Here is a 25025-nt window from a genome sequence, read left to right as displayed (position 1 = left end):
AATTTATTTCCAAATGTATATGAAGTTTTTCACCTTCATTTGAAAAAAAAATCAGCCAACAGGTAAGTTTATGGGTTTTTGGGCACAAAAAGTTCCTCTAAACAGGAGGTTTTCAGCCTTATAAGGCTGAAAACCTCCCGGCACTACGCCAAATAAGGCAGATAAGGTTCTAGTTTATCGGTATTCCGGAACGCCGTAACCTGGTGTAACTGGCTGTTATAAGCATCATAGCGCAGTTCGACATAAAAGTCCCGAAGGTTATAAAGCAGGAATATATTGTCACCTTCATAGCGGTTCGCAAGAATATCGCCTGCAAAGTAGAGGGTGTCGAGCTGCTGCTGGGCAGGAAGCCTGGTGAAATCGGTGGGTTGCATAATCAGACGGGGTTGACAGGCGAAGTAAGCAAAAACCCAACGACCAGGCAAATAGTCTCTCCGACTTTATATATTTCGGTTGAAATGTATCTGTAGCATAGTTGAAATAGGGTATATTCTAACTCGCTACAAGACAGGAAGATTTTTGGGATCGACAGACACTGCCGATCCCAAAAATTTTTAACTGATTTTTACCTCTCGTCCGGAGTGGGCAGCGGCATAGATCGCTTCTACAATTTTAATATCACGCAGACCTTCTTCGCCGGGTGCCAGTACTGGTTTGTTGTTCATGATAGCTGCGGCATCGTCATCCATTTGTAGGGTCTGCTGCGAGGGTACTTCGTAGGGATGTTCAATGGAACCACCGCTCCAAATGCCCTTTTGTCCATTATAAGCCGAGTATGGCTCTATTCTCATTTTCCCTTTTGAGCCCGTTACATCCAGAAAATTCATGTTCATCCCGTAGCTGGTTTGCACAGCCGCCCGCGCTCCGCTGGGGAAGAGGAGCTGAGCCATAGAGGTTTCGTCAAGGCCATTTTTATAGACATCAGGCCGGGTCGTGTATTGTTGGGCTGTTACCGCTATCGGCTCTTCACCCGTTGCCAGCCGGGCGCCCTGAAGCACATACACGCCCATGTCATACATGACACCACCTCCCATTTCTTTTTTCTGTTTCCAGTGATTGGTGCGGGCATCATAATAACCGGCCGAGCAGCTTACCATTAGTATTTTCCCGATTTTTCCATCGCGCAGTACCTTGACATATTCCTGCGTATTCGGTTCGTGGTGGAGCCGATAACCAACGGCCAGCGATCGTTTGTTTTTCGCACAGGCATCGATCATGTTCTGACATTCTTTCGCGGTAACCGCCATTGGTTTTTCGACCCAGACGTGCTTGCCTGCCTTAGCGGCTCTGATCACATATTCTTCATGCATGGAGGGTGGGAGTACCACATACACGACATCGATGTCAGGGTTATTGGCGATCTGATCGAACGTTTGATACGAGTAGATATTCTTGTCGGGAATGTTGTACTGTTTCTTCCATTTTTCGGCTTTTTCCGGCGTACCTGTCACAATACCGGCGAGGTAGCAATTTTTGGTTTTTTGCAGAGCTGGAGCCAGTAGATCAGTGCTGTAATAGCCCAGACCAACCAGGGCGACGCCAAGTTTGTCTTTGGCAGGCCGTGTGGCCGACCAGAGTGCATTAGGTGCAATCGTTGCGGCCACACTCGTGAGGGTGGCTGTATGCAGGAAATTTCTGCGGGAGGTCATGATTAGTGCGATTTCGGTTTAAGAATTGGAACCCTAAACTACGAACAGGAAGCCCTAAACTGCAATTTATTGTCGAACCCACCCGATAAGAGTTTTGTTGGATGTAGGCGTTGACAATTCAGAACGCCCTACTTTTGTATCATGTCTAAAAAAGTCAATATTGGTTTAGTGCAGATGAGCTGCTCAGCCGATGTCGAAGCCAACGTTCAGAAGGCTATTGATGGCATCCGCGAGGCTGCCCGAAAAGGGGCTCAAATCGTTTGCCTGCAGGAGTTGTTTACGTCGCTGTACTTCTGCGATGTGGAGGATCACCATAATTTCAGCCTGGCCGAAGCAATTCCCGGACCCACAACCGAGCGGTTAGGGAAACTGGCGGGCGAATTAGGGGTAGTCATTGTGGCATCGTTGTTTGAAAAACGGGCGCTGGGATTGTATCATAACACAACCGCCGTTTTAGATGCCGATGGAGCCTATCTGGGCAAATATCGGAAAATGCACATTCCTGACGATCCGGGTTATTACGAAAAGTTCTATTTTACCCCTGGCGATCTGGGCTATAAAGTTTTCGAGACAAAATTCGCTCGGATTGGTGTCCTGATTTGCTGGGATCAATGGTATCCCGAAGCTGCCCGTATTACGGCATTGATGGGGGCCGAACTACTCGTTTATCCGACGGCCATTGGCTGGGATACCAACGAGCCTGACCCCGCGCAAAACACCGAACAATACAATGCCTGGCAAACGATCCAGCGTAGTCATGCGATTGCCAATGGCATTCATGTCGTTTCCGTGAACCGCGTCGGGCGGGAGGCTGATCAGCAATTTTGGGGCGGTTCGTTTGTTTCGAATCCGTTTGGATCATTACTCTACCTGGCTCCTCACGACCAGGAAGTGGTTCATGTGCAGGAAGTGGATTTGGGGCTGTCCGAAAAATACCGGACAACCTGGCCTTATCTCCGCGACCGGCGAATTGACTCGTATCAGCCGATAACGAAACGGTACATTGACGACTAAGCGTAGTCCTGCGTTTGTAACTAAGTCTAAGTACAGGATATAATCAACGTGTGACGCTGAGATAAATCGACGTCCTATTCATTAATCCATTGTGAAGCCCACTATGAAACTCGCGGCATCCTGTTTAGTTGCCAGTCTGGCTGGGCTGGGGTTTTGGTATACGCAGCCAGCCCGGCCAGCTGACCCCGTTGCGGTTGAATGGAAAGGCCCATTGCCCGGTCAAATGGCAGTGACGCCTACACCGCGTGCATCGTTCACACCTGCTACACGCAAGGGTTACTACAATATTGATGTTGTCGGCGATTTTTCATTGCCTGCAACCAAGACTGTCACGTTTTGTGGAGCGGGTCGTAATCTGCATGTTCAACAGGATCGCACGAAACTGTTTCGTCGTGGTTTTTCAGCCATCGAGCAAACCCGGATGGTTCCTAATGTCGAAATCTGGATGGATGGTGATCCGGCAAAAAACTGGAAAAGTAGCCTTCAACAAAGCCAGCGCTCGTTAATTATTTACCAGGATTATTTTGCCAATGCGTTTGGGTTGCCCTGGGCTCGCAACAGCGAACTGGCACGGGATGTATTATACCGAACACCGCCCGGTGCACGCGCAACGCGGAATACACTCTTCCAGGCATCGACAGAACTGGGTGGCGGGTGTTATGGCTTCGGCGATTGTCCACCGGGTACGATGAAAAGCACGTTTGGTAAGATATTTCTCGATATTGAAAACGACGGGACCAGTCGCGGAAATCAGCAGGAGCAGGCCAATCTGTACACGTTTATGGTGAAGACGCTGAAAGACAACGTCAGCCCACAGACCGAGATTGGCTCTATTGCGCCGGTTCCTCACAATAGTTTCGGCAATTCGAAAGCGGAACACTACATGATTAATCCTGACTGGCTCTGGAATACACCTGCCCGCCAAACAGCAACCAGCAAACAGCGCGGAATGCCCGATGATATTGTGGGCAAATCGTTCGCAGATTACGTTGATTTTCAGATGCCGGGGACTTACTATCTCTATCCTGACTTCGATTATTCGGCCCGGCACACCAGCGATGGTGATCGACACTGGTTAGCATCATTGCTGGCGGAGCAGGAGGTTAACCGGAAGCTGTCGCCCAAAAAGCGCATCGCCTGGCATTGGGTCTTTAATACGCAGAGTGGCGATTTTCCAAACAGTGGTAAAGCTGAACATGCGGCTCCTCCTGCCGTTGCCGAAGGAATGGCTATTTTCTACTGGTTTACCGGGGCCTACGGGGTGTTATTCTGGGATGATCACAAAGATCTGGTTCCGGATCAGCCATCGCCGAATGATCCGCAGCAGAAAGGGCTCGGCAATGATCGGAATTATGCCTGCTATGAACACTATATCCATGGTCTCTGGCGTCTGTTCAAACACCACAACGACCTGTTTAATGGCCGGGAAACCTACCTTAATGAAGCTACCGAGTGTTCGTATGATGGTGGAAAAACGTGGGTAGCCTACAATGCCAATCAGATTAAAACCCGCGACCTTCCGTTTGTGCGGGCTATTGTCAACGGTGATCAGATTCTGGTGGCTGCCACTAAGGCTTATGCCCGGCCTGAGCAAACGACCCCGGTTATGGTGCGTTATATTCAGAACGGATACAATTTTTACACAACCCTTTCGCTCAAAGGCGATGAAATCTTTTTGGGGCGATCTACGATGACTCGCGGTGCTGGAAGCCGACGGGGTAATTAAGCAGTAGGCATTAATCATAAGTTGCATGAATCTTGGTATTGAAATTGGAGGCACTAAACTGCAACTGGTAACGAGCGATTCGACGGGTCAGATTGTTGAGCGTTTTCGCTATACGGTCGATCCAGCGCAGGGAGCGGAGGGTATTCTGGCTCAAATCGAAGCGACGCTACGCCAGTTGAACGAGCCCCCTCAAAGGGTCGGTATTGGTTTTGGCGGACCGCTGGACTGGAAAACAGGTCGTATTGCCACATCGCATCAGATTGGCGGCTGGGCCGGAATCGATCTGACCGCTTGGCTTCGTGAGCGCATTCCGGGCGTGGTTGTCCGAATTGATAATGACGCCAATGTTGCGGCTCTGGGCGAAGCGAGTAGGGGAGTGGCTACCGGCTTCGATAACGTGTTTTACATAACTCTCGGTAGCGGAATCGGCGGAGGATTGGTGCAGAATGGCCGGGTTTATCACGGAGCTACACCGGGCGAAGCGGAGATCGGGCACTTATGGCTCATACCACCAGACGAATCAGGATCGCCCGGACAAACGATCGAGCAGACAATCTCTGGCTGGGCCGTTGATCAGCAGATTCGAGACTTATTACCTCAGTTGCCCAATGATTCCGTCTTGAAAACGCTTGTTGAGCAGGCGCATAAGGCCAATGCGATTGGTGGGGAAGCGCGTTTTTTGCATCCGGCCTACGAAGCCAGTGATCCCGTTGCGAAGATGCTGATCGAGCAGATTGGCTCGGTTGCGGCTTTGGGTCTGTCGCATGTAGTTCACCTGTTTCATCCCGACGCTATTGTGTTGGGCGGAGGTTTGTCATTGATTGGGGAGCCGCTTCGGGCCGCAGTTCGACAGGCGCTCCCCCGGTTTGTTATGAAAGCGTTTCACCCTGTTCCTGTCCTGCTATTGGCAAAACTTGGTGAAGATGCCGTACCGGTTGGTGCGTTGCAATTAGCCCATACCTAGCGGTAAAATAGAGTATGATTGATGTAAGTCTGTAGGGATGATCGCACTGCGAAAATTCCCCATTGTCACAGTGAAAAATTGGTATAAAACGACCAAAAATGTTGACACTCTTGCATTTATACTCCTTACTTGTATTTTTGGGCAGTCACTAATCGAACCAGACTGGTCGCCTGGTGGCCGTTTAACCTAAATCATAAAGGTTCTCCCTGCTTAACCTCTATAACTTTATGTTCGCCAACAAAACCCCCTGGATTGTCCTGCTGGTGCTATGGATGATCGGCTCAACCTGGTGGCATGTCTGCAAAATCAAGCAACTGTGTGCTGATGATGCTCAACCGACAGCTCAGGCAGTTGCTGTAGAACCCGACCTTGAAACGACGCCCTCCGACGCAGATGGATACACCATTGCCGACGGTAGCCTTTTCCGGCTTGAGCTACCCGGCAATTTCAGTTTTGCCAAATCCGGCGCCAACGCCAATATAAACACACTTGGCGGTTCTCTGGAGTCGATGGTAACTTATCTGAAGGCCAATCCGGGCCGAATGCTTGACATTACGGGCTACTATTCACTCTCAGAAACGAATACATCCACCTTTGCTAATCTGGGACTGGCCCGCGCCGAGGGAATCAAGCAGTATTTGATCCAACAGGGCATACCAGCCGCGTCGATTACAACGAAAGGAGTTGAACGTAATCTTTCGTTTACAGCTAAGGGTGATTCGCTCCGTGGGGGGCTCGATTTTGCCTTTAGTGGGGCAGAGCCCGCCAAAGCTAGTACGGAGTCGGTAACGGCAACATCGCCTGCCCCCATCACACTGACCGCACCCACAACGGAAGCCGATCTGGCTGCATCCGTAAAGTTTAAATCCGTCTTTGAACCGATCGATTTGTATTTTCCCCTTGGTGAGGCCAACTACATTAAAACGCCCGAAACGAAAAAGTTTTTCGACGAAGCTGCTAAGTACCTTACCGAACACAAAGACAAAAAACTTCGGCTAACAGGCTACACCGACAATTCCGGCCCCGACGATGTGAACATGCGACTCTCCCGCGATCGGGCCAATGATGTAAAGCTGAAATTGCGTAAGTCAGGTATTAATAATGAGCAAATTATTGTCCAGGCAAAAGGAGAGGCTGATCCTAAAGCAGACAATAGCACCATATCGGGCCGTAAAGCCAATCGGCGTGTAACGGTAGTTGTCATTCAATAATGTAGTTCAACAGGGTTGAGGTTTGCAGGACAATCTACAAACCTCAATGACAACCTACAAACTCCCTAAATCATGTTTGAATTAAATCCACTTAATCTACCCGATGCTCAGCTTCACCATCTGATTATGGCAGTTGTTACGCTGGTGTTGGGTTACATTATCGGTTACTCATCCCGCCAGCGGCTTATTCGCCAACTCGAAGGTGATCTGGCCAGCACACAACGTGAAGTAGACGATTGCCTGCGAGCGCCTGTTGTTACGGCTGTTAATGATGAAGATATTGTGCTTAACCGGATTCGGAACCGTGCGAACGAAATTCAATTTAGCCGGATTGGTTATGCTGTTCTTTCGGACGCCGACGACCTGAAGGCTATTGTTGGGGTCGGGCCGTTTTTAGAGAAGAAACTCCATGCGGTTGGTATCTATACATTCCGGCAAATTGCCAGCTTTACCAAGGAAGATATCGATCTGGTGAATGATATTATCGAGTTTTTTCCCGGCCGTATCGAACGCGACAACTGGGTAGGTCAGGCAGCTGAACTAGCTAGAAAGAAATAAGTTTTTGCCTTTCTGGTTGTCGTTTTGGTCAATAGCCAATGGCTATCAGTTAAAACCCATAATCCTGGACTATAAACTACAGACCCATCATGTTTGGATTAGATCCTTTTAGTCGCCCGGTAGCTGTCATCGAAATACTATTGCTGCTGGCGTTTATTGCTTTTGTTGGCTGGTTGCTTGGGCGGCTGGCATTAAGCGGCCGCATCAGTTCACTACGTACAGCTATCGCCGATCAGGAAGCGGAACTGGAAGAATGCCGCCGTTCGAAGGCCGCCGGTGGCGTTCCCGGAACAATTGCCCGCACAGCTAACACGCCGAAAGCTCCGCCAGCTTTTGTTCATGCAGACCCATTATTGCCAGCCATTGCCCCCGACGACACGCCCGAGCTGATTGATGCAGAACCGGAGCTTCCTGCGGTCGTGCCTGTTGCTGACGTGCCACCGGTTGTACCGCCAGCACCGCCAGCACCGCCAGCTATGCCTACATCTGGCTTGCCCGCTACCGGAAACTCAGAAGCAGCCGTATTGAGCCGGATTGCGGCCCGTTCCGGCGAACTGAATTTCGATCGAATTGGCCGGGCGGTTGCCCTCGATGCCGATGATTTGAAAGATATCGTTGGCGTGGGGCCTTTTCTGGAACGTAAACTCCATAGCCTGGGAATTTATACATTCCGCCAGATCGCTAACTTCACCAAAGAAGACATCGATAAGGTGAACGAAATTATCGAGTTCTTCCCGGGTCGTATCGAACGCGACAACTGGGTAGAACAGTCGAAAAGTTTTTATGAGCGGAAATACGGCTCAAAAAGTTAAGCCGTCAGGTTGCGAGTAAAAAAAATCGCAGCTGTTCGCGACTAAAAGCAAATTAAGCTTTCGCGAACAGCTGCGATTTTTCTTTTTCTAAGACAGGCGTTTACAGAATTAACCGTTGGCTAATAAGTCTACTTTGCTTTAGCCCTGGCTGGTGTACTGCTCAAGGCCATTTTGCCTCCTGCCCGAAAAAAATCGCACTGTTTTTGTAAAATGCATTCATTGCATTTGGGGTAATACCAGGTGCAGACGCGTTGTCCGTGCCAATAAAAATGCTTGTGGAAGTTAAATAATACGGTGGCATCCTGTGGCAGATAAGCCAACAGAATGCCATGCGCTTTTTCGGCACTCACTTTCGGACCAATTAACCCAAGCCGCTGTGTTACCCGATGAACATGGGTATCTACAGGCAGCACCGGCTTTTTGAAATTGAATAATAGGAGTAATGTAGCCGTTTTCAAGCCAATACCTGGCAGGTCGGTTAGCCATTTCATGGCTTCCTCGGTCGTGAGATTAGCCAGAAAATCAATATTGGCTGCACCTGTTTCGCGAATTAACTGTCGCAGCAGATTCTGAATATATGGGGCTTTAACTTCCGGATAATTAGCCGTTTTTATGGCGTCGATCAGACCGGGAAGTGGTGCATCCCGAACCACTTCCCAGGTGGGAAAACGTTCGCGCAGGGTGCGGTAGGCCGTTACTTCATTGGCATGGGTTGTGCGATGCGAAAGAATGGTGCTGATTAATTCATGCATCGGGTCAGTCCGTCCATAAATGGCCTGTATGCCGTAGAGGTCATTCAGTAGATGGTGTACCCTAAGGGTTTTGGCGGCTAAGTCGTTGGTGGGATGCATAAAAACACAAACGTTGAGTGTTCGTGTTGAACCCGGTTTATCGGGAAATGTTGCCCCTATTTTATCCAGTTGCCAGCTACTTTACAACCGGTAGCCCGGCTTGTTGCCAGGCCTGAAGCCCACCATCGAGATGCCTGACATTCTGAAATCCGAGTTTTTGCAGAATAGGTAGCGTTTTCGTGCTTCGGCCACCCACCGCACAATGTACCAGATAAGGTTTTGAGTGGTCTAATTTGGCTAACTGCTGCTCGAAATCGGCGGCTTTATAGTCGACGTTAACTGCGTTTATGAGGTGCCCGGCCTGAAATTCGGCCGGAGTACGAACGTCGAGAACAACAATGCCTTTGTCGGTTTGCAGTAACTGAGCCGCCTGCTGGGCATTGAGGTTTTTAGGCGCATCCTGTGCCCACGCAGTGATGTTGATCAGTAACAGAAAAAAAGCGGAGAAAAAACGAATGGTTTTCATGATACACGAGTAGTTTCTATAAGTTGATCAGCCAATTTAGTAAGACCAATCGTAGCCGGCTCTACTATATAAGTCACAGTAGATCGTCCATGAACATCTGGGCTGTTGGGATCGACAACATAAATCGGGACTCCCTTTCCAACGGCGTAAACCAGACCGGCAGCCGGATAAACATTCAATGACGTACCGACAACGATAAAAATATCGGCCTCATGAGTAATGTCTAAAGCAACATCCATCATAGGCACCGCTTCGCCAAACCAAACAATATGCGGGCGAAGTTGTGAACCTTTTGCACAAAGGTCACCCCGTTTTAACTCCCAGCCGTCAATGTCGTAAACCAGATTCGGATCTTTGGTACTGCGCGATTTGAACAGCTCACCATGTAAGTGAATAACGTTCGATGACCCGGCTTTCTCGTGGAGATTATCTACGTTCTGCGTAATGACCGTCACATCGAAATAGTCTTCGAGCTTCACCAGGGCCAGATGGCCGGCATTCGGCTGAACACTCAGAGCCTGCTTTCGGCGTTGATTGTAAAAATCCTGAACCAGATCCGGATTGCGCTGCCAGGCTTCGGGCGTGGCCACATCTTCAATCCGGTGATTTTCCCAAAGGCCATCTGATGCACGGAAAGTCGGAATTCCACTCTCGGCACTGATTCCGGCACCGGATAAAACGACTATTTTCTGACGGGATTTCATATCGACAAGATACAGAAATAAACGTTGCTTTTGTCCTGCTGATGCAGGAAGCATCAGCAGGACAAAAAATTATTCTACTACAATTTCATCCGTAGCAAAATAGGTTTTCTCACCAGCATTGGGGTGCCCAGTGGGGCATACGCCCGCATTTTTTGCCCGAATGCGTACGTAACGTGCCCGTGCTGTTTTAAAATCGGCCACAACCGGTAAAATATCCCATGGGCCGGTCAGCTCGTATTTAACCGGTTGATCGATAGCTTCCTTGTAATCCTGACCATCGCGCGAGATAGCAATAGAAACCGACGCTGGTGGGAAGCTTTTGTCTAGAATAACCTTCAGGAAGTTTAGCGATACTTTCGTAACGCTCGTTACATCGCCAAGATCCAGCGTAATGTCCATATCACCGAAGAAATTGACCCACTCCCGACGGCCACGTGGCGTATCACCCCGTACACCATCCGTTAGCTTGGTAGTTTTTGCATCGCTGTCGTTTCCCGTTTCAATGGCGTAGGTATAGGGTTTATTTTTCCCTTTATGCAGCGTGAAGGTTTGCGTCAACCGCCCACCGGTGGGCGTCATGGCCCGAATTGTTGTTGTCTTGGTCAGTGTTATCGGGCCAATGTATTCAGTAGTGCGCTCGTTGGGCTCTTTCCCATTCGTTGTGTAAAAAATCTGGCTATCGCTGTCCAGTTTAGTTAGCCGGACCTGGATTTGCCCCTGCTCGTTTGGTTGCGTGGTTGCCGTGATGTCGAACAGTCGTTTGGCGTAATTAACGGGCATCGTGTTTAGCCGTGGGAGGTGATTTTTGAGTCGTTGCGCAAAGTCTTCGAAATTCCGGGGGCCTTTGGGTAGCCAGGCAATTTCGGCCAGAGCAATAGCACGAGGAAAAACCATATACTCAACATTTTCGGAAGTGGGCATGTATTCTGTCCAGACATTTCCCTGTACGCCCAGAATATAGTTTTGTTCGGCGGGTGATAAATCGACGGGTGTTGGCTCGTAGGCATAAACCTGATCGAGTGGCAGGTAACCGCCAATGGCCAGCGGCTCGGTGGCTGGGTTGCCCTGATAATGGTCGAGGTAGCAGGTTTCGCCGGGTGTCATGATCACAGCGTGTTTCTGTTTCGCGGCTGCAATACCACCGGCTGTACCCCGCCAGCTCATAACAGTGGCATTGGGGGCCAGACCACCCTCCAGAATTTCGTCCCAACCAATGATGGCCCGCCCTTTACTATTCACAAATTTCTCGATGCGCCGGATAAAATAGCTTTGTAATTCGTGTTCATCTTTCAGCTTGTTTTTCTTCATCAGATCCTGGCAGAAGGCACTTTGTTTCCAGGCAGTTTTCGGGCATTCGTCGCCCCCGATGTGAATGTATTTTCCGGGGAAAAGCGTCATAACCTCAGTAAGCACATCCTGCAAAAAGCCAAACGTTTTTTCGGATGGGCAGAAAACATCGTCAAAAACCCCCCATTTGGTCGCTACCTGATACGCTTTGGTTGGCTCACAACCAAGCTCAGGATAAGCCGTCAGGGCCGCCAGTGCATGACCGGGCATTTCAATTTCAGGAATAATGGTCACAAATCGACTCTGAGCGTAGCGTACTACATCCCGAATTTCGTCCTGCGTGTAGAAGCCGCCGTGGGGTTTTCCGTCAAACTGCTGTGGATAATTCTGACTATACTGACCAATGAGTGTCTCGGCCCGTTTGCTGCCAAGTTGAGTTAATTTCGGATACTTCTTGATCTCAATACGCCAGCCCTGATCATCGGTTAGATGCCAATGGAAAGTGTTTTGTTTATGCATCGCCATCAGGTCGATGTATTTCTTGACAAATGCCACAGGCATAAAGTGCCGCGAAACATCGAGGTGAAGCCCCCGGTAGCCATAACGCGGTTTATCGGTAATGGCACAGGCAGCCATCGTTACGGTTGCCGACTGACCAACCAGCAGTAGTTGACGTAGGGTCTGGGTTGCATAAAATAAACCCCTGGCTGTGGCGGCTTCAGCAATCACACGGGTTGACGTAACGGTTAGTTTATACCCTTCGTCGCCCAGCGCCAGCTTTTTATTAAGTGTCAGAAGGATGTTCGCTCCTTTTGCCAGAACAGGGCTGGTCGGCGCGACTGCAAGGGCTAATCCGTTGGCGGTTTTTACCTGATTGACAAATGTTTGCGCTACGCCCCGAACGGTGGCATCGGCAGCGGGAGACACCACAACGCGGGTGTTGGTGGTGAGCGTAAACTGCCCGTCCTGACCGATAAATCGTGCCGGAAACGGAATCAGATTATATTGGTTGTTGGTTTGGGCAAATGCAGTGAAGGAAAATAGAAGGCAAAAAAGCAGATATTTCATGCGTTACAAATGGTTCAGACGGCAAAATAGTGATGATTTTGCAAAGGGCGCAAAACAAACGACCTTCCGGTAAGGGAAGGTCGCAAGTCTGGTAAGGATCTTGGCTGCTTGTACGCTACGATATGTAGGGCCAGTTCATAATTTTTTTGCGCGTTGTTTTGTCCCAACCCAACGACCACGAATAGCCTTGTCAATTGAATGGTGGCCGTAAAAATCGACTCAGTCGCGTTGAGGTTCGTAGTAAAGTGCAACGATACCGCAGCTAAACAACTGGCTTTTTACTGCTTTCAGGTTTAGTTTATTCGTCAATGCATTAAATATTGGCAGCCCATTCCCTAAAATAACCGGATTGACGAAAAGATGATATTCGTCGATCAGGTTGTGCTGTATAAAGGCCGATACCAGGTTGGCCCCGCCATACAGAATTATATCCTGACCAGGCTGTTGTTTTAGCGCATTAATTTCGTCGACAAGGTCTCCTTTGACCAGCGTTGTATTGTCCCATTCCGTTTCGCTCAGCGTTTTGGAGAAAATAAACCGGGGCAGATCATTCATTTTCTGAGCGAACGCATCTGCTGTTTCTGGATTTTCGACTCTGGATGCCCAGGCTGGAATAAATCCCTGCGCCAGTACGCGGCCAAGTAGAATTGTGTCTACTGATTCGATTAACGCACCAACATACTGTTTTAGCTCCTCATCCCAATTCCATAGCAGCCAGTCCATTTCGCCGTTTGGACCGGCCACAAAACCGTCCAGAGTGAGCTGCATTTGCAATTTTACTTTTCTCATAATGCGTTCTTTTCACGTTGATCTGCCAATGTCTACTGATTATAATCGTAACTGATCATCCACTGAACGCCAAACTTGTCGGTGAACATCCCAAAATAAGCATTCCAGAATGTCTTATCGAGGGGCATCATAACTTGCCCGCCGGCCGACAAACCATTAAAAAGGCGCGTTGCTTCTTCTTCGCTTTCGGTATTGACAGGAACGTAGACATTAGTGCCAATTACGGCTTTGCCATAGGATTCTGGAACGTCGCTACCCATCAGCGAGCCTCCCTGGCCAATAGGGAACCCAATATTGGCGATTTTCCCGGCTTCGCTTTCAGGAACTGGATTTTCTGAAGGAGCATCCTTAAAACGCGTGATACTTGCGAACTCGCCACCAAATACGGATTTGTAAAAAGTGAATGCTTCTTCGCAATTGCCGTTGAAATTCAGATAAGGGGGATTTAACGTTGCCATGATTCTTTTTATGTTAGTTAAAATGTGAACTTTACTCTGAACGTAAAAAGATTACGTTTTCTGTTCTGCAAATTGCAGCCAACAAACAGTGAATTGATTTTAACCACCACAGGCGCAAATCTATTTTCGTTTCTTAACTGAAAAATGGTGATTAATAGATCGATTTCTGGTAGTTGAATTCATTCTTCTCTGCAACTATTTTATGAATTCACACAGATAGAAATAGCTGCTTTATTTTCGCTCTTTATTCACTGTTTTATCTATGCAAATTTACCATACTCTACGAAAGAATATGGGGGGTAAATCCGGCAATGTTAGGGTTGATTACGACATAGTTTTTCCTTATTTTTGATCTATGAAACATGTATCGATTATTGTTCCGCATGGGCATATCAGCCTGACCAATGTTGAGGGAACTCACCAGATACTAGCTGAAGTAAATGAGTTTCAAAAAGCTATGGGCAAGGCTCCCTTGTTCACGATTCAGCTGGTTGGGTTGTCCAGAGAAACAAGACAACGAAACGGGTTATTTACGGTAACCCCAGACCTGTTGATCGACGATGTTCTAAAAACAGACCTGATTATTATTCCGGCTTTGTTTGGTGATCAGAAGCAAATCCTCGCTCTGAATGAGGAGTTAATTCCCTGGCTTATCAAGCACTATCAGGCGGGTGCAGAGATTGCCAGCTACTGCATTGGCGCTTTTTTTCTGGCCGCTACAGGTCTACTGAAAGGGAAGCAGTGCGCAACGCACTGGCGGCTTGCCAACGAATTTAGGGCAATGTATCCAGACGTAAATCTGGTCGATGACAAGATTATGACCGAAGAGGACGGTATTTACACCAGCGGAGGGGCCTATTCGTATTTGAATCTGCTTCTATACCTCGTAGAAAAGAATGCTGGCAGAGATGTGGCCGTGCTGATTGCCAAAGCGTTTATGATTGACATCGACAAGAACAGCCAGTCACCCTTTATTATATTTCAGGGGCAGAAAGCACACGAAGACGAATCCGTAAAAAAGGCCCAGGATTTTATTGAAACTAATTTTCAGGACAAAATAACTGTCGACCAGTTAGCTGATTTGTTAGCCGTGGGGCGCCGGAGTCTGGAGCGTCGGTTTAAAAGTGCTACAGCAAATACGGTGACTGAATATATACAGCGTGTAAAAATAGAGGCAGCGAAAAAGGATTTGGAAACCGGTCGAAAAAACGTTAATGAAGTGATGTTCGATGTAGGGTATTCGGATACGAAATCATTTAGAACCGTATTTAAGAAAATTACGGGATTGTCGCCAATTGAATATAGAAATAAATATAATAAAGAAGCTTTAGTTCTGGAAATGTAATAAACCTGAAAGTTATAAGGAAATAGTTTGTAAGGTCAATACATTAGGGAAATTACTGGTGTTATTTCCTGCGAAAATAACACCAGTAACCTGTGTTTTCTTATTTATGCGAAAATATCTTTTAAGTAGCTTTTTTGCTCCTTTGTTTTGATGTCAATAACATCGAACCGTTTGACGGTATTAAACGAGCCAATATCACTATAAAATAATACCCATCAAAATAACATATTTGTAATTGCGCCATTCGTTCATTTAGGATGAACGAATGATGATAGCGACTAGCCACCAATCCATAAAGTGGGTCATCGGGCGGTGAAAAGGTGGTAACGGTGAAGCTAACACCGAATCCCCACGAGCCTGAGTTCATGGAGAGCGCAAGCAAAGTGGGCAGATGTGTTTGAACTGTCGTTAATAGGGAACAGTCAACCTAAAGGGTTGTCCGGTAGGTTAATGAACTGTGGCCAAGAGGCTAAAGCAAAGGGCTTTTAGTCATTGTACGACCAGATTGCATTCCTGATAAACCCGTAACCGATTCGGGATTGACGTTTGAGGAAAAGACGTCGTTACTTCGAGAAGCCTGGCGTTATGCAAGATTTATATTACTTCTTGGGACTAATTGAAAAACGGTCGGCGATAACTGACCGTCAAATTTGTCATGGCTCACTCAGCTTATCAAGAAGCTGGTCTTGTCAGTAAATATGCGACTGTAAGTAGTGTTAAAACCGGCCCGCTGGTTCGGTTCCTTTTGTAAACTAGAGATAATTAGGATAGATTGGCAACGAATTTTCTTAGATCTATTCTTTGCCAGTCTACTAGAAGAAGCCCTTAACCACAAATTGGCGTAAATAAGGGGAGATCATGGAGGAAAATCTTTTGGCGCATACTTTTTTTGAACTAAAAACAAGATGAGTTTATGAATTTGTACGAACAGGTGTTCAGTCACAACAAAGAATGGGTACAGAAGCAACTGCAACTCGATCCCACCTATTTCTCAGACATGGCTAAAAGCCAAGCCCCCGAATTTCTGTATATTGGCTGTTCGGATAGTCGGGTATCGCCGGATGCTTTTATGGGGATTAAGCCAGGAGACGTATTTATCCATCGCAATATTGCCAATTTAGTACCCAACAACGACATTAGTTCACTGGCAGTATTGCAGTACGCTGTTGAGAATTTGCAAGTTAAGCACGTCATCGTTTGTGGACATTACGGATGCGGTGGTATCAAAGCAGCCACCACCCATGATGATTTTGGCTATATGAACACCTGGCTACGTAACATCCAGGACGTGTATCGGATACATCGCGAGGAGCTTGATGCTCTTGAAGATGCTGAAGCCAGACATCGGCGACTGGTCGAGTTGAATGTACGGGAGCAGTGTCTGAATGTGATGAAGCTATCGTTTGTCCAAAAGCGTTTGTTTGAGAGTCAAGATATTAAGGTGCATGGGTGGGTGTACGATCTTGCTAACGGACAACTCAATGATATGCAGGTTACGGTTGCCGACCTGGAGCCAAACCTGGGTATATATCGATTTAAAAATGTAAGTGCTAAGAATTAGATGCATTAGCTAAGTCGTTTCGTACTGAATACTGATAGCCATGCCGCCGGGCGGTGGAAAGGTGGTAACGGTGACACTAACACCGAACCCCCTTTCTACCAGCTCCATAATTCGATTATTAATAACTTCATAGTTTACTTCTATTGCTTCATATAACCCATAAGATCATTCAAAAAGACTTTTATTGAAGACTGGTAGTATTGCAAAGGATATATACAACGCAACACAAAAGCCCGCTTGCTGAATGTTATTGATAGACAAGCTAAGATATTACGCTTGACAATTGTATAAAACTAAGTACCCAATTACGGTTTTAAGCTGCTTACCAGCAGTGAGCTATACGTTCATCTGACCTATTTCGGTCAGATGAACACATTTATAGTTAGCGTACGGATCAGGCGTTTACCGTTTCTTCCCACCGAATAGTTACGGCTTGCTCAAGATCGGGGTGGAGGCTGATGGCTACAGGACAGGTATGCGCGATTTTTTCCAGGCGAGCCCGAGTGTCATCGTTGGGGAGTACTTCGGCGCGAAGAGTAAGGTCAACCTCAATGCGGGCGATGCGCCGGGGAGGTTGGCTGGTCATGATTTTCGTTACCTCCAGTTCGCTGCCTTTTAGTTCGATACCATCACGTCGGGCAGAAATAGCCATCGTTGTAATAATACAGGTGCCCAGCGCATTAGCAACCAGATCGGTTGGGGAAAACGCTTCGCCCCGACCCTGATTGTCGGTAGGTGCATCAGTATTGATATGAGTGCCCGATTGCAGATGAGTGCAGTCGGTTCGTAAATCGCCAAGATAATCAATGTGAATCGTAGCCATGAATTAAAAATGAGTTGTGAATCAATAAGCCTGCCGAATGAGGGTAAAATAAGTTGGTTGTTGATTTTCAGGCTAATTTGCCTAAACATAAAAAATATCAGTTGGTTACGCTAATGTGGTCCATGATTTTAGCGGGAATTAATGGAAATTGTGTAGTTTTAATCAAGAATTAGACAAAATGCGAACTATATACAAATTGAAGGCAATCGCTCTAACGAGTTGGTTGTTAGTTAGTGGTAATGTCTGGGCGCAAAATACTGATTCGGACGATGAAACGTATCGAACCATTACGACCTATGGCATCACATCGAACACTAATTCGGGTGTGCTGGGAGGCTTATCATTCCGGCAGGCTAAACTATTGTCGAATAGCTTTTTTGGAATGCCGCAATATCGTTACCTAAGTATCGAGATCGTTAATGTAAAGCATCCCAAAGAAATTCAGACGACAAGCAATTTTGCCAGCTCTCGCTTTATTTACGGCAAAGAAAGCTATCTTTTTGCCCTTCGGGGGCAATATGGCCGCGAAATCAAGCTGTTTGATCGTAGCGCCGATGAAGGAATTGCTGTAAGCGGTATTTTCGCGGCAGGTCCAACACTGGGTATTATTAAGCCCTATTATGTAAAAATTCAGGAAGGAAATCAGACGCGGTCTGTACCCTATAGCTCACTAAATCAGGGCTCAGGTAGCCCACAGGGCGCACCGATCGGGTCTGGAGGATTCTTTCAGGGCCTGGGCGATTCTAAATTGACGGTAGGCCTGAATGTAAAAGCAGCATTGAGCTTTGAATTAAGCACATTCCGGAACAATACAACAGGGGTTGAAATTGGGTTTCTGGCCGAAGTTTTCCCGAATAAGGTCATTATTATTCCCAATCCCGGCCCGAATGGAACCCGTGAAGACGGTAATCGCAGCTTCTTCACCTCTGGTTATATAACCTTGTTTTTCGGAAATAAGAAATAAGCAGGATTCTAAAATACAGAAAAGGGAAGAGCCGGAATAATGGAACAAACCATTGCTCCGGCTCTTCCCTTTTCTGTATTTTTTTCCTGAACTTTACGGGCAAAAAACGAATTCTGTTGGAAAGGATTGAGGAGCCATGATTGAACTACCCGTAATACCCTCCGAACAACAACGGAAAAAACGTCCCGACTGGCTGCGCGTTAAACTACCCATTGGTCCTGAATACGCCAAAGTCCGGAAATTAGTGGACGAACATAAACTTCATACGATCTGCGAAAGCGGCAACTGCCCCAACATGGGCGAATGCTGGGGCGCTGGTACGGCTACGTTTATGATTCTCGGGAATGTATGTACCCGAAGCTGCACATTCTGTGCAGTGGCAACGGGGCGTCCAAACGAATATGATACGGACGAACCCCGTCGTGTAGCCGAAGCAATTTTGCTGATGAAAGTGAAGCATGCCGTGATTACATCCGTCAATCGTGACGAATTGAAAGATCGGGGTGCCGAAATCTGGCACCAGACCGTACGGCTAATTAAAGAATCGTCGCCTGCAACAACCATAGAAACACTGATTCCTGATACGAAAGGTAATTGGGAAGCACTCGAACGAATGATCTCTGCCGGTCAGGAGGTTGTTTCGCACAATATGGAAACAGTAGAGCGGCTCTACCGGCGCGTTCGGCCACAAGCTCGTTATGAGCGTAGTCTGGAGCAGACTCGCCGGACCAAAGAGTACGGCAAACGCACTAAATCAGGCATTATGCTTGGTCTCGGCGAAACGCACGATGAAGTGTTCAAAGCCATGGACGATCTGGTTGCCAATGGCCTCGATGTATTAACACTGGGCCAATATTTACAGCCAACCAAAATGCACCACGAAGTTATTGAATGGATTCATCCGGAAACGTTTGCAATGTATAAGGAAGAAGGACTGAAGCGTGGAATAAAATATGTAGAATCGGGCCCGCTGGTTCGGTCGAGCTATCATGCCGAAAAACACGTGAACGTGTAAAGTTTACGGGCATATTTGCAAACAATTCAGTATCCCTGTTATTTAGTATAAAAGTCCGGGCGGCTCGTCCGGACTTTTTGTTTGCTGCATGAAAAAATACGACTTCATTATAGCGGGGGGAGGTATGGCAGGGTTAAGTCTGGCTTACTACCTGACACAATCTTCTCTACGCGACCGTTCAATACTGATTCTGGACCGTGATAGTAAAGATCGCAATGATCGAACCTGGTGCTTCTGGGAGCGAAATGCCGGTCCGTTCGAATCAATTGTGTTCCGTAAATGGAACCAGGTCAGCTTTCATGGTACTACCCATGCTGGAGCACTCGACCTGGGTGGTTATCAATACAAAATGCTGCGGGGAATCGATTTCTACGAATTCATTCAGAAAGAGCTCGAAAAATACCCCAATATCGAACGCCGACAGGCAACGATCAATCGTGTTAAGGAAACTCCTCAGGGTGGTTTTGTGATCGCCGATGATGAGCCATACATTGCCGATTACGTATTCGATAGCACGTTTGCCCTGAAGCTCGATCAACCAGAAAATCATAATCTGTTACAGCATTTCAGAGGGTGGGTTATCAAAACCAGTAACTCCTGTTTTGATCCGACCTTACCCGAAATTATGGATTTCCGCGTCGAACAGGGCGGTGATTGCCGGTTTGTGTATGTGATGCCATTTGATGATAAAACCGCTCTGGTGGAGTTTACACTCTTTAACGATAAGCGCCTGGCTGATGATGAATACGAAACAGAACTACGCCACTATATCGATCGGTTTTTAAATACCGGCACGTATGAAATCTGTGAAGTCGAAACGGGTATAATCCCGATGAGTGACGAGCCAACCCAGGAAAATCCCTCTGAACACATTGTGCGAATTGGCACGTCAGGCGGACACACAAAACCGTCTACGGGTTATACATTCCAGCGGACGCAGCAGTTCTTACAGTCAATTGTTGCGAATTTGGCGCAGACGGGTAAGCCGAATCGCAAACTCCCCTGGTTAAAGAGCCGATTTAAATTATATGATAGTATATTGTTGAATGTGCTGGAAAATCATCGGTACCCCGCCGATGACTTATTTACCCGACTCTATACGGAAAATCAGGCTATGAGTGTCTTTAAGTTTCTGGATGAAGACACCCGGCTTATGGATGAAGTCCGGTTGTTTTCGACGATGCCCTGGTGGCCATTTACGGTGGCTTTCTTCGATGTGCTTCGCCGGAAAATGTTTGGCTAAAGAAAGAATAGAGCGGTCGTATAAGCTAGCCCTTCGTTATTACGAGTCAATAATTGGCTGTATAGTCAAGTTGACCAATTCGATAAAAGTAAGTAAAACAAAAGTGTTGATCCTGCCGAATAAGAGCCGTCCCGGACCGGTTCCTTGTCCCTTGCGAAATATCTCGTAGATTTGCTATTCAAACCAAGTCATACAGAGCAGTAATGCCTTATCTCTTCACTTCCGAATCTGTTTCTGAGGGACATCCCGACAAAGTCGCGGATCAAATTTCCGACGCACTAATTGATAATTTCCTGGCTTTCGATCCATCAAGTAAAGTAGCTTGTGAAACACTGGTTACGACCGGACAGGTCGTTTTGGCCGGTGAGATCAAGACAGATACTTATTTAGACGTTCAGAAAATTACCCGCGATGTGATTCGTAAGATTGGTTATACCAAGAGCGAATACATGTTTGAGGCCAATTCCTGTGGTATTTTCTCGGCTCTTCACGATCAATCGGCTGATATCAATCAGGGAGTTGACCGGAAAGCTGTTAGTGAAGATTTCGAATCACGTGCCAACGCTCAGGGAGCGGGCGATCAGGGTATGATGTTCGGTTACGCGACAAACGAAACCGATAACTACATGCCGTTGCCGCTGGATCTGGCGCATGCGATCCTGCGTGAAATGTCGAACATCCGAAATAACGAAACCGAATTAATGCCTTATCTGCGGCCCGATGCCAAGTCGCAGGTGACCATTGAATATTCGGATGATCACCAGCCAATTCGTATCGATACAATTGTCGTTTCGACCCAGCACGATGATTTTGCTGATGACGAAACAATGCTGGCTAAAATTAAAGAAGACATCATCAACATCGTGATTCCCCGTGTCAAGGCGGCACAGAACGTCGAGTTGCATAGCTTGTTTACGGGTAACATCACCTATTACATCAATCCAACGGGCAAATTCGTGATAGGCGGTCCTCACGGCGATACGGGCCTCACCGGTCGTAAGATTATTGTCGATACCTACGGTGGCAAAGGTGCTCACGGCGGGGGTGCTTTTTCGGGTAAAGATCCCTCAAAAGTGGACCGTTCTGCAGCTTATGCAACGCGTCATATTGCGAAGAATTTAGTAGCTGCTGGCCTCTGCGATCAGGTTTTAGTACAAGTTTCTTATGCCATTGGGGTCGCTAAACCTTGTGGTTTGTATGTGAACACCTACGGCACTGCTAAAGTAGATTTGCACGACGGTGAAATTGCCACGAAGGTTGAAGAGCTGTTCGATATGCGCCCATATGCTATCGAGCAACGACTCAAACTCCGGAACCCGATTTATTCTGAAACAGCTGCTTATGGACACATGGGCCGTAAGAACGAGATCGTGAAGAAAACATTTGGTTCTAACGGACACACAAAAGAAGTAGAAGTGGAGCTATTTACCTGGGAAAAACTTGACTTTGTTGATAAGGTCAAGGAAGCGTTTGGGTTGTAATTGATTGACCATCAAAAAAGCGAAAGCCACTCCTGTAAGAGTGGCTTTCGCTTTTTTGATGGATTACGATCTATAACTCATCTGGTTCAAAGACCTCTTCTTCTTCCTCTCTCATCCGGCTTTGAGCTTCGGTAATGGCCGGACTGAAAATGTCATTCCTTTTTTGTTTGCAACGAACGAGTTTATCTTTTAAAACCTCAAGCACCCTATCGGTTGCGCTCTCGAAACTTTTGTCGTGTTCTTTCACGAATAGCTCCTTGCCGGGGATTGTGAGTCGAACTTCGATCACTTTCTCTTTGATTTTATTAGAATCGGCCCCGTCTAACTTGAGGAACACTTCAGTACCGATAATACGGTCATGAAAAGTGTCTAATTTGTTCAGTTTGGCCTGGACAAAGTCTAACAGGCTCTGATCTGCCGTGAACCTCACGGCGTGAATTTGTAGTCTCATTGTGTCGCTTTTAAAAGTGAATTGAAACAAGAACATCAATGGACTGTCTAAGTTTGACTATATCAGCCACAAAGTCAAGGCCTGCTATGAAAGATGCAATCGTGTTTCACGGAATGCAAACGAGAAGTGTTGCTAGTTCTTTAGAGTGAGTGATTTACCGGTTTTCGTGGAACGGTTAAATACAAAGATTCTTCAGAAAGTATAATTTTGGTGTACTAGTCGAGGTAAAGTTGCACAGCCTGCTTCGGGCGAAGCGTAATGAGGGGCTGGGTCGTGATGCGTAAACCCGGCATAGGGCGAAGATCAAAACGATGCAGCAGAACGGTTAGTAGGGCCTGCATTTCCATGAGAGCAAACTGATTACCTATACATAACCGTGGACCTCCGCCAAAGGGTAGAAAGGCATACGGGTGCCGCTCTTTACTTTGCTCAGGTGCGAAACGGTCGGGGTTAAATTGTTCTGGATCAGGCCAGTTATCAGGATCATGATGCAGCACGTAAGGGCTAACCAATACACCCCGATTTGATTCCAGCACGTAATCGCCGAATCGGTCAGGACCGAGCGACAAACGACTCATAATCCAGGCTGGTGGGTAAAGACGCAACGATTCACTAATTATTTGCGACAGGTAGGGCATAGCCCGTAAATCATCGGCCGAAGGGTGGTTGCGTTGACCAAGAGTGGCCTTGATTTCGACTTTTGCCCGCTTTACAACCTCAGGGTGTTGCGCTAACAGATAAAGTGTCCAGGCCATCGACGTGGCTGTGGTCTCATGACCTGCCGTGAATAGCGTCACCATTTCGTCGCGAAGTTGCGCGTCCGACATTCCTTCTCCGGTTTCGTCGTCGGTTGCACGGAGCAACATATCCAGCAGATCGTCACGAGTTTCGCCCGTTCGGCGTCTTGATTCGATAATGCCGAAAATCAGGTTGTTTACTTTTTGAGTCGCTTTCTCAAAGGATCGATTATCGGGTGTAGGAACCCATTTGGGCAAGCGAATCGGATTGATGACCGCATTATTGGCGACATGATTCAGGTTCGCCAATGCACTCGACAGGCCATCTAACTGATCGCCTAAACTACTGCCAAATAATGTCCTCGTTACAATACGGAGCGTAACATCTATTGTTGCCGCCGAGAAATTTACGGGCTTATTGTCCGCTGATTTCTCCAGACGATCTACCCATGCCACTGCTTCCTCAATCATGATCTCGGCCAGAATTGCCAGCTTTTGCCGATGAAATGCCGGTTGGGCCAGCCGTCGCTGCCGACGCCAGAAATCACCTTCACTCGTCAATAGACCATTGCCCAAAAATTCCCGCAGAATGGCGAATGACTTTCCACGACCGTAGTTGCGGTTATTTTCCTGAATGACCTGCTTCGTCTCTTCGGGTTTGAGCATAAGGGTTGTTATGCGTCCGCCAACGTTGATGCAAACCATGCGTTGGTGCCCATAGTCTCGTTGCAGCCGACGAAGAAATACCAGCGGATCGCGTAGATATTCGAGCGTATTGCCCACAATGGGTAAGCCCGGATGTACGGGAATAGGACGAGAAGGAGAGAGCGTAGTTTCCATAAAATGACTTAAGCGGTCTGGGCCGCCCAAACAAATTTACGTTGTTCTACTGATACGTCCGCTCCTTAAGAAGCCGCTCGTTCGGGTAATAATTGATAGGGGCTTCTCTGAAACTACCGTAGCAGTTTATAGTTGCGATATTCGCCCATGCGCCACCCGGTTATTCGCTCGATGAGTGTTTTGAAACGGTTTTTTAACGAATATTTTTTTTCACGGATGTTAAAGTCAAACTGCCAGTTCTGAGCGTTGATGCGAGGCTGCATAATGGCTGGCTGAGTGTCTTTAAATTCAGCCAATGAATCGATAGACCCATAGTCGAAATGATCGAGCGTCTGGCGCGCCTGCACAATCTGGTGGTCATCGTTCCAGAAACGCTGCGTAGCGGCCAGTTTGGATTTCTGTACGTCGGGTGGTTTTACCCAGCCGTAATGGTAGATATAGGCATCAATTAGTTTAACATGCAGTTTCTGGTTGTCTTTCGTTCGGAAACCCTGCGCATCCCGATAAGCCGTTACATTGTCTGAATAACGAATAATCCGAATTTCGCGCCGATACCATTGGGGTGAATCGCCTACATAACGGTAAGATCCGTAAAAATGCAGGTAGTTGAACAGGAGCCCTTCCACCTGAGGGCGATCGAGGTACTGCTCCATGGCCTGTCTGACAACGGGTAGGTATCGCTCATGCAGTACCTCATCGCCCTGAATGTAAAACGCCCAGTCGGTATCCGGTGAGATGGCTGCCAGAGCTTTGTTCGTTTCTACGGCCAACACTTGCCCCCCCGCCCGTAGCGAATCATCCCAAACGGTTTCAATGATCCGAATCTTGTCAGAATCGATGCTTTTGATCAGCGCCAGTGTGTCATCTTCAGAATTGCCAACGGCTACCACAAACTCATCGCAAAGTGGTAAAACAGACTGAATCGCTTCGAGAATGGGGTAATCAAATTTGATAGCGTTTCTGACAATACTGAACCCGGTAACTTTCATAGTGTATAAATGGCGATGA

At 47.4% G+C, this 25025-nt stretch carries 24 protein-coding genes; 12 read left to right on the top strand and 12 right to left on the bottom strand.

Translation table 11 applies throughout. The annotated features are described in order from the left end of the window. Window positions 1–143: 143 nt before the first annotated feature. Window positions 144–374, bottom strand: a complete 231-nt coding sequence (locus GJR95_RS15995) for a hypothetical protein (protein WP_162386830.1) — start codon at window positions 372–374, stop codon at window positions 144–146. Window positions 375–554: 180 nt separating this feature from the next. Further along, window positions 555–1649: a Gfo/Idh/MocA family protein gene (locus GJR95_RS15990; protein ID WP_162386829.1), complete on the bottom strand. Its 1095-nt coding sequence runs from the start codon at window positions 1647–1649 to the stop codon at window positions 555–557. Window positions 1650–1790: 141 nt separating this feature from the next. On the opposite strand from GJR95_RS15990, the gene GJR95_RS15985 reads away from it, so the two are divergent. From GJR95_RS15985 to GJR95_RS15960, 6 genes are all read left to right on the top strand, one after another. Continuing rightward, complete coding sequence (locus GJR95_RS15985; RefSeq protein ID WP_162386828.1) at window positions 1791–2663, top strand: carbon-nitrogen hydrolase; 873 nt, start codon at window positions 1791–1793, stop codon at window positions 2661–2663. A 103-nt stretch (window positions 2664–2766) separates the two neighbouring features. Next, entirely contained in the window at window positions 2767–4389 is a 1623-nt protein-coding gene (locus tag GJR95_RS15980; protein ID WP_162386827.1) for a hypothetical protein, read from the top strand. Window positions 4390–4414: 25 nt separating this feature from the next. After that, on the top strand, window positions 4415–5353 hold the full coding sequence (locus GJR95_RS15975) for an ROK family protein (RefSeq protein ID WP_162386826.1): 939 nt from the start codon (window positions 4415–4417) through the stop codon (window positions 5351–5353). A 227-nt stretch (window positions 5354–5580) separates the two neighbouring features. After that, complete coding sequence (locus tag GJR95_RS15970; RefSeq protein ID WP_162386825.1) at window positions 5581–6564, top strand: OmpA family protein; 984 nt, start codon at window positions 5581–5583, stop codon at window positions 6562–6564. Between the two features lie 72 nt (window positions 6565–6636). Then, complete coding sequence (locus GJR95_RS15965) at window positions 6637–7122, top strand: hypothetical protein (protein WP_162386824.1); 486 nt, start codon at window positions 6637–6639, stop codon at window positions 7120–7122. A gap of 89 nt (window positions 7123–7211) precedes the next feature. Further along, a complete protein-coding gene (locus GJR95_RS15960; RefSeq protein WP_162386823.1) occupies window positions 7212–7934 on the top strand; it encodes a hypothetical protein in 723 nt (240 codons plus the stop codon). 128 nt (window positions 7935–8062) lie between these two features. Here GJR95_RS15960 and GJR95_RS15955 read toward each other — a convergent pair whose 3' ends face one another. The 6 genes from GJR95_RS15955 to GJR95_RS15930 all read right to left on the bottom strand — a co-directional run bounded on the left by GJR95_RS15955 (window position 8063) and on the right by GJR95_RS15930 (window position 13557). Then, complete coding sequence (locus tag GJR95_RS15955; protein WP_162386822.1) at window positions 8063–8785, bottom strand: endonuclease III domain-containing protein; 723 nt, start codon at window positions 8783–8785, stop codon at window positions 8063–8065. Window positions 8786–8861: 76 nt separating this feature from the next. Further along, on the bottom strand, window positions 8862–9251 hold the full coding sequence (locus tag GJR95_RS15950) for a rhodanese-like domain-containing protein (protein WP_162386821.1): 390 nt from the start codon (window positions 9249–9251) through the stop codon (window positions 8862–8864). Continuing rightward, window positions 9248–9955 carry an SIR2 family NAD-dependent protein deacylase gene (locus GJR95_RS15945; protein WP_162391724.1) on the bottom strand — a complete coding sequence of 236 codons (708 nt, stop codon included), beginning with the start codon at window positions 9953–9955 and terminating at the stop codon, window positions 9248–9250. The genes GJR95_RS15950 and GJR95_RS15945 overlap by 4 nt, the downstream gene beginning before the upstream one ends. 69 nt (window positions 9956–10024) lie before the next feature. Continuing rightward, the gene (locus tag GJR95_RS15940) at window positions 10025–12310 is read right to left on the bottom strand and encodes a glycoside hydrolase family 20 protein (protein WP_162386820.1); all 2286 of its coding nucleotides are present in this window, start codon (window positions 12308–12310) and stop codon (window positions 10025–10027) included. A gap of 219 nt (window positions 12311–12529) precedes the next feature. After that, window positions 12530–13099, bottom strand: a complete 570-nt coding sequence (locus tag GJR95_RS15935; protein WP_162386819.1) for a dihydrofolate reductase family protein — start codon at window positions 13097–13099, stop codon at window positions 12530–12532. Window positions 13100–13131: 32 nt separating this feature from the next. After that, entirely contained in the window at window positions 13132–13557 is a 426-nt protein-coding gene (locus GJR95_RS15930) for a VOC family protein (protein ID WP_162386818.1), read from the bottom strand. Window positions 13558–13912: 355 nt separating this feature from the next. Here GJR95_RS15930 and GJR95_RS15925 point away from each other — a divergent pair, with 355 nt between their 5' ends. After that, on the top strand, window positions 13913–14902 hold the full coding sequence (locus GJR95_RS15925) for a GlxA family transcriptional regulator (protein ID WP_162386817.1): 990 nt from the start codon (window positions 13913–13915) through the stop codon (window positions 14900–14902). Window positions 14903–15815: 913 nt separating this feature from the next. Continuing rightward, on the top strand, window positions 15816–16463 hold the full coding sequence (locus GJR95_RS15920) for a carbonic anhydrase (protein WP_162386816.1): 648 nt from the start codon (window positions 15816–15818) through the stop codon (window positions 16461–16463). 394 nt (window positions 16464–16857) lie between these two features. Here GJR95_RS15920 and GJR95_RS15915 read toward each other — a convergent pair whose 3' ends face one another. Continuing rightward, complete coding sequence (locus GJR95_RS15915; RefSeq protein ID WP_162386815.1) at window positions 16858–17286, bottom strand: OsmC family protein; 429 nt, start codon at window positions 17284–17286, stop codon at window positions 16858–16860. Window positions 17287–17464: 178 nt separating this feature from the next. Between GJR95_RS15915 and GJR95_RS15910 the strand changes: the two genes are divergently transcribed. From GJR95_RS15910 to metK, 4 genes are all read left to right on the top strand, one after another. Continuing rightward, window positions 17465–18250, top strand: a complete 786-nt coding sequence (locus tag GJR95_RS15910; RefSeq protein WP_162386814.1) for a hypothetical protein — start codon at window positions 17465–17467, stop codon at window positions 18248–18250. A 136-nt stretch (window positions 18251–18386) separates the two neighbouring features. Next, window positions 18387–19265, top strand: a complete 879-nt coding sequence (gene lipA, locus GJR95_RS15905) for a lipoyl synthase (RefSeq protein ID WP_162386813.1) — start codon at window positions 18387–18389, stop codon at window positions 19263–19265. Between the two features lie 88 nt (window positions 19266–19353). Beyond that, window positions 19354–20508 carry a lycopene cyclase family protein gene (locus GJR95_RS15900; RefSeq protein ID WP_162386812.1) on the top strand — a complete coding sequence of 385 codons (1155 nt, stop codon included), beginning with the start codon at window positions 19354–19356 and terminating at the stop codon, window positions 20506–20508. Window positions 20509–20711: 203 nt separating this feature from the next. After that, window positions 20712–21989, top strand: a complete 1278-nt coding sequence (gene metK / locus GJR95_RS15895) for a methionine adenosyltransferase (RefSeq protein WP_162386811.1) — start codon at window positions 20712–20714, stop codon at window positions 21987–21989. Between the two features lie 70 nt (window positions 21990–22059). Here the strand turns inward: metK and GJR95_RS15890 are convergent, their stop codons facing one another. The 3 genes from GJR95_RS15890 to GJR95_RS15880 form a co-directional block, all read right to left on the bottom strand. Continuing rightward, window positions 22060–22440, bottom strand: a complete 381-nt coding sequence (locus GJR95_RS15890) for an HPF/RaiA family ribosome-associated protein (RefSeq protein WP_162386810.1) — start codon at window positions 22438–22440, stop codon at window positions 22060–22062. 215 nt (window positions 22441–22655) lie between these two features. Continuing rightward, window positions 22656–24017 (bottom strand): cytochrome P450, encoded by a 1362-nt coding sequence (locus GJR95_RS15885; RefSeq protein WP_162386809.1) that lies wholly within the window; start codon window positions 24015–24017, stop codon window positions 22656–22658. 113 nt (window positions 24018–24130) lie between these two features. Then, window positions 24131–25006, bottom strand: coding sequence for a glycosyltransferase family protein (locus GJR95_RS15880; RefSeq protein ID WP_162386808.1), 876 nt, complete (start codon window positions 25004–25006; stop codon window positions 24131–24133). Window positions 25007–25025 lie beyond the last annotated feature (19 nt).

The organism is Spirosoma endbachense, from assembly GCF_010233585.1.
GTDB lineage: Bacteria > Bacteroidota > Bacteroidia > Cytophagales > Spirosomataceae > Spirosoma > Spirosoma endbachense.
The sequence above is the reverse complement of the archived record's forward strand: the minus strand, read 5'-3'. Positions and strand labels throughout refer to the sequence as shown.

Coding starts and splice junctions, on each gene's coding strand:
- GJR95_RS15990 (WP_162386829.1), bottom strand. CDS start 1,649: ATGACCTCCCGCAGAAATTTCCTGCATACAGCCACCCTCACGAGTGTG.
- GJR95_RS15930 (WP_162386818.1), bottom strand. CDS start 13,557: ATGGCAACGTTAAATCCCCCTTATCTGAATTTCAACGGCAATTGCGAA.
- GJR95_RS15910 (WP_162386814.1), top strand. CDS start 17,465: ATGCGAACTATATACAAATTGAAGGCAATCGCTCTAACGAGTTGGTTG.
- GJR95_RS15885 (WP_162386809.1), bottom strand. CDS start 24,017: ATGGAAACTACGCTCTCTCCTTCTCGTCCTATTCCCGTACATCCGGGC.
- GJR95_RS15900 (WP_162386812.1), top strand. CDS start 19,354: ATGAAAAAATACGACTTCATTATAGCGGGGGGAGGTATGGCAGGGTTA.
- GJR95_RS15985 (WP_162386828.1), top strand. CDS start 1,791: ATGTCTAAAAAAGTCAATATTGGTTTAGTGCAGATGAGCTGCTCAGCC.
- GJR95_RS15975 (WP_162386826.1), top strand. CDS start 4,415: ATGAATCTTGGTATTGAAATTGGAGGCACTAAACTGCAACTGGTAACG.
- GJR95_RS15965 (WP_162386824.1), top strand. CDS start 6,637: ATGTTTGAATTAAATCCACTTAATCTACCCGATGCTCAGCTTCACCAT.
- GJR95_RS15945 (WP_162391724.1), bottom strand. CDS start 9,955: ATGAAATCCCGTCAGAAAATAGTCGTTTTATCCGGTGCCGGAATCAGT.
- GJR95_RS15940 (WP_162386820.1), bottom strand. CDS start 12,310: ATGAAATATCTGCTTTTTTGCCTTCTATTTTCCTTCACTGCATTTGCC.
- GJR95_RS15920 (WP_162386816.1), top strand. CDS start 15,816: ATGAATTTGTACGAACAGGTGTTCAGTCACAACAAAGAATGGGTACAG.
- GJR95_RS15970 (WP_162386825.1), top strand. CDS start 5,581: ATGTTCGCCAACAAAACCCCCTGGATTGTCCTGCTGGTGCTATGGATG.
- GJR95_RS15950 (WP_162386821.1), bottom strand. CDS start 9,251: ATGAAAACCATTCGTTTTTTCTCCGCTTTTTTTCTGTTACTGATCAAC.
- GJR95_RS15995 (WP_162386830.1), bottom strand. CDS start 374: ATGCAACCCACCGATTTCACCAGGCTTCCTGCCCAGCAGCAGCTCGAC.
- GJR95_RS15955 (WP_162386822.1), bottom strand. CDS start 8,785: ATGCATCCCACCAACGACTTAGCCGCCAAAACCCTTAGGGTACACCAT.
- GJR95_RS15925 (WP_162386817.1), top strand. CDS start 13,913: ATGAAACATGTATCGATTATTGTTCCGCATGGGCATATCAGCCTGACC.
- GJR95_RS15915 (WP_162386815.1), bottom strand. CDS start 17,286: ATGGCTACGATTCACATTGATTATCTTGGCGATTTACGAACCGACTGC.
- lipA (WP_162386813.1), top strand. CDS start 18,387: ATGATTGAACTACCCGTAATACCCTCCGAACAACAACGGAAAAAACGT.
- metK (WP_162386811.1), top strand. CDS start 20,712: ATGCCTTATCTCTTCACTTCCGAATCTGTTTCTGAGGGACATCCCGAC.
- GJR95_RS15960 (WP_162386823.1), top strand. CDS start 7,212: ATGTTTGGATTAGATCCTTTTAGTCGCCCGGTAGCTGTCATCGAAATA.
- GJR95_RS15890 (WP_162386810.1), bottom strand. CDS start 22,440: ATGAGACTACAAATTCACGCCGTGAGGTTCACGGCAGATCAGAGCCTG.
- GJR95_RS15980 (WP_162386827.1), top strand. CDS start 2,767: ATGAAACTCGCGGCATCCTGTTTAGTTGCCAGTCTGGCTGGGCTGGGG.
- GJR95_RS15880 (WP_162386808.1), bottom strand. CDS start 25,006: ATGAAAGTTACCGGGTTCAGTATTGTCAGAAACGCTATCAAATTTGAT.
- GJR95_RS15935 (WP_162386819.1), bottom strand. CDS start 13,099: ATGAGAAAAGTAAAATTGCAAATGCAGCTCACTCTGGACGGTTTTGTG.